The following is a 4,347-nucleotide window of genomic DNA, read 5'->3' as shown; positions in this document are numbered from 1 at the left end:
CCTGAGCCATAAAAACCCCCGTCTTCTCACCGAAAACCGCTCAGAATCGCATACCGTGATTTTCAGCCCCATGCATAACCATGCACCTGACTGACTGGCGAGAACTTCCGGCCTGAATTCAGGCCGGAAGTCTCAAAAGACGCCCCAAACCCGGCTGAAAACGGTGAACGGGTGCGCAATTTATTGTGCGAACGTGAGGCGTTGGACAAGCGCAGCGCGTCAGTTCTTTTTCTTTTCCGGTTTCTGTTCCGTTGTCAGCAGCTTTTCAAGGTCTGCCACTTTCTGATAGACGGCAGCAGACGCGTTGTAATTGTCCTGTAGTTCCGTTTTCACAAACCAGCTTGTGGCAAATATCAGTACGACAAAGGCAACCGCAACCCCTGCAAACCACTTCCAGCTGTAACCCCGCAGCGTGTTGTACTCCGCGATGATATTGCTGCGGATAATGGAAATTTCCTTGTCCAGCGCGTCCGCATTGATTTTCATGTTCCCGACGGATTTTTCCAGACGCTGAAAATCAGCGCTGATACGCTCGCCAATCAGCCCCGCAACATCCATTTTCTGCACTTCCTGCCGGACTTCATCCCGTACCTGCTGTGCCACACTGTCTGATATTTCCCGGTAGCCTTTCAGGGTTTCCCTTGCCACCGCCAGCGAATCCGCCACGGCTTTCTGCTGCTCTTTTGCGGCCTCTTTCAGATGCTCCGCCGACAGCAGGAGTGTGAGAAGTTTTTCTTCGGTGCTCGCCATAGTTACCTGCTTATGGAAAATCCGCGTGACAGGGATTTCACGCGCTCTATTTCAACATTTCCCTGTTTTGTGACCCGTGCAGCCATCTCCCGCCCGTACTGCTGCGAGATATCATGCGTCAGAGATCTGACCAGTTCCTTCCGGTTTACCTCGATACCGCTGGCATTCATCCAGCTACGGTCGCTGTGGTCGATATGCTTCGCCTGTTCAGGCACATCCACGACTGAAAACGTCCGGCTGTCTTTAATATCCTGCCTCTGGCTGTCGTCCAGTCGTCCGGCTGCTTCAAAACCGAGATGCTGTTCCGGTTTCCGGTCTATACCCTGTGCTTTCAGTGACCGGCTATCAATAAAACCCTGCTCAAAGCCATATCGTTTCATATGCGCGTTGTGCGTACGCTCCCAGCGCTCCCGCAGGGCTTTCAGTGCCTGTTTTTGTTCTGTAGGGGTTAAATTATGCCCTGAGTCCTTGCGCGCGCCGCCACGCGCCGGAAATTTGGCGTTATAGCGCCTGAAATACTGCTCTGGGCTGCGCTTAATACCGTCATCAACACGCTGGCTCATCATGATATGGGCGTGCGGCTGTTCGCCGCCGTCAATGCTGGCTTGCGGATTGTGAATCGCAAACGAATACGTATGTTGACCGCCCGTTTCCTGCTTCACAAAATCCCTGACAAGCTCCAGCCGCTGCGCTTCGTTCAGTTCACGGGGTAGTGCTATCTCGATTTCCCGGTACGTTGAACCGTTGGCACGTTCGAACGCATCCGCAGCCTGCCAGAAATGGGCGGGGTCATCTTTCGCCCATTCCGGCATATTGCCGTGCTCGGTGTGTTCGAGATCTTTTCGCTGACTGAACTTATCTTCCCGCGTGATGTAATTGGCATGAGCAAGGGCTTTACCCTTGCCGCCAAATTTCACGCTGAGATGATAGGTTGCCATGATGTTTTTGCCCTTGGTTTTACGCACGTGTTTCTGCCCGCAGGGAGAAACATATAAGTGCGCTTTACTCTAATTTGAAGAATTATGAGTAAAGATAAGTCATGCGACTTCTGACCGCAAGTTATATACTTTCACCATCGGAAATATCGGGATGGGGAAGTTAAACGATGCGGATCAGTAACGTCGAATGGCTTAAAAAGCGCATAGGCTTCATCAGAAAACTGGGGGAGAAAACAACACGGCAACGGCAGATTATCGACCTGCTGGATGATGAGGCTTCGCTCAGTGAGACTGACAGGCGACTGCTCCACGTTCTGGCAACCGCTGAAAAAAACGAGTTGCAGGAACAGGATGCCGCGCAGAAAAAGGCGGTTCAGGCACGGATTTCAGGTCAGAAAAACCGCAGGGAACGTAATCACAAACTGTTCTTGGCTGCCGGACTGATGATTGACGCGGGACTGGTTGATACAAAAACGGGTGAGTTGAATTTTGACTCTGAAAAATTACTGACCGCGCTGAAACGGGTACGCTGTGATCTGGAAACATCGGTGTGACCGTGCATTCTGCAAGGATTCAGTGATATGACGCTTCCTCGATGCAAAACCAGTTTGCATCTTGCGGCGAGCGTTGCAGATTGAAATACGAGGGGATTTTTTGCTTAAGTTCAGAAAGCGCAGAGCCGAAATGATTGTGACATCACTCCGGCTCTGCTAATCTGATTCGGTGCATTCGTTGCTAAGATCAGACCTAGACAATCCAATCTTAGCAATGGGAAGCTAGCTTGTCACTACTTCCTTAAAACCATTCAACGACATTAACTCAAATGCACCACTTGATTGACTCGGACTTAGCCCGGTCTCCGAAAGGATAAACAGGCAAATTGTGGTAGTAAAACGTACCGGAAAACGAAATTCCGGCTCTGCCTCCGAATCACGCTGCGGTATCGAAAGATTACAGTGCGTACCTGATAAGAGCACCAATCAACGGACTAGGGATTTCTTGGATTGCGAAGTGTCGAAAGAAGCCCAACCTAACCAAACTTAGCCAGATTAACGAGCTAAGAGACCATGACCCAATAACTGATCATGGAGAAAAGCAAAGACAAGATGAAGATGTCGCTTCGCTCCGTTTTGATTAGTACCACATTGGGGCATTAGGCGTTTTTTACCTAGATTTTATCGGTGAACAATAACACCTAAACTCTCAACAAGCTGAAGCGCCTGCTCTCCATCCAACTTCACTCCATCTAAATTAATTCGCCTTGCATCAAGCTCGCCAAGCGCCCCACCCGTTAAATCACAACCAGTAAAATCAGCCAAAGACCAATCAAACGATGAAAACTCCCCACAAGAAAGATCGGAGCCACGAAACACGGCGCCAGTTATCACAGTGCCATTCCAGCGATTTTCCCACAGTTCGCACTTTTCTAATATGACTCTAGAAAAATTAGCGTAACTAAGATTTGTCTTGGTTATATAAGCACTACAAAACCATGACCTTGTAGTTATCATATTCATAAAATTAGCCCCTCGAAAATCAGCTCCTTGAGCTAAACACTCACTAATTTCAAGACCTAAGGCGCTAATGTTTTTAAAATTACTCATTGATAAATCGCAGCTTTTAAAGCTAGCGTTTTTTAGTTTGGCTCTATTAAAATCACACCCTTCCAAGCTATTCCTGTCGTAAAAACTACAATCAACAAATTCAGTATCAGTTAAATCAACCCCTGAAAAATCACAATTTGAAAAGGCAATATTTTTAACTCTATTCCCCGTAAATTGATCTCGTGAAAACTTTTCATTGATAAAGTGCTTTTCCATACATGCTACACCTGGTTATTTATACAGTGCAATCATTGTACATTAATTTGAACAACCTTAAACTCTAGCTAAAATTGATTCATACAATCCCTTTTATGTTAAACGGGCGAGTTAGTTAGCGAAAACCGCCCGTTCATCCCCACTAAAGCCCCTCAAAACGATTTTAAGACACTATCACCCTATAAAACACCCAAATCTACGCTGAAAGTTTAGAACGGTTTTGCGAGCTTCTGAGTGCGTTTTTAACATCATTCAAACTGACAAGTAAAACGATGCGAAATCGCTGAAAGACACAAACTTGTTTTGTGGCAAGAAGCGATTTGACCAACCGAGTACGGGTCCGCTTGGAAAAAGGAAATTATCCTACGTTAAGCGTTTTAAGCTAACGGGTGATTTCGTTCCATTGAGCGCGAACCCCTGACCGTAAGGGATGTACGAAATGATCCGGCTGTCCGTTAATGGTTTTGCTTACTTTCGGACATGTTGTCTACATGCTGTACGTAATCGTTCGGTTTCGGACACAGAAACGCTGTAGCCCCGCGAACCGAGTGATATCCAATAGCCGATTGGTTAAAAAGTAGTCTTAGCGTAGGTTATTTTCCCTTTTCCAAGCGGACCCCAAAATCAATTTATATAATCTCATTATGCTCTTAAAAAAGAATCAACAAAAAGATCCTTAGCAGATACTTACGCCTGTGGCACCGATTTACCATAACGCGTCATTACGCGCACCGCTGAAACGCGCTCAGGGCGGTTTTACGTCCTGAGCCATAAAAACCCCCGTCTTCTCACCGAAAACCGCTCAGAATCGCATACCGTGATTTTCAGCCCCATGCATA

At 47.2% G+C, this 4,347-nt stretch carries 4 protein-coding genes; 1 reads left to right on the top strand and 3 read right to left on the bottom strand.

The annotated features are described in order from the left end of the window. Positions 1-219: 219 nt before the first annotated feature. Both ACLJRH_RS26075 and ACLJRH_RS26070 read right to left on the bottom strand, forming a co-directional pair. Positions 220-750, bottom strand: coding sequence for a hypothetical protein (locus ACLJRH_RS26075; RefSeq protein WP_012634455.1), 531 nt, complete (start codon positions 748-750; stop codon positions 220-222). A gap of 2 nt (positions 751-752) precedes the next feature. Next, on the bottom strand, positions 753-1,688 hold the full coding sequence (locus ACLJRH_RS26070; protein WP_072206570.1) for a MobA/MobL family protein: 936 nt from the start codon (positions 1,686-1,688) through the stop codon (positions 753-755). Positions 1,689-1,855: 167 nt separating this feature from the next. On the opposite strand from ACLJRH_RS26070, the gene ACLJRH_RS26065 reads away from it, so the two are divergent. Then, a complete protein-coding gene (locus ACLJRH_RS26065; protein WP_058671329.1) occupies positions 1,856-2,242 on the top strand; it encodes a hypothetical protein in 387 nt (128 codons plus the stop codon). Positions 2,243-2,863: 621 nt separating this feature from the next. Here ACLJRH_RS26065 and ACLJRH_RS26060 read toward each other — a convergent pair. Continuing rightward, complete coding sequence (locus ACLJRH_RS26060) at positions 2,864-3,508, bottom strand: quinolone resistance pentapeptide repeat protein QnrD1 (RefSeq protein WP_012634451.1); 645 nt, start codon at positions 3,506-3,508, stop codon at positions 2,864-2,866. Positions 3,509-4,347: the final 839 nt, after the last annotated feature.

The sequence above is a fragment of the Salmonella sp. SAL04162 genome (assembly GCF_046551535.1).
GTDB classification, from domain to species: domain Bacteria; phylum Pseudomonadota; class Gammaproteobacteria; order Enterobacterales; family Enterobacteriaceae; genus Salmonella; species Salmonella enterica.
The sequence above is the reverse complement of the archived record's forward strand: the minus strand, read 5'-3'. Positions and strand labels throughout refer to the sequence as shown.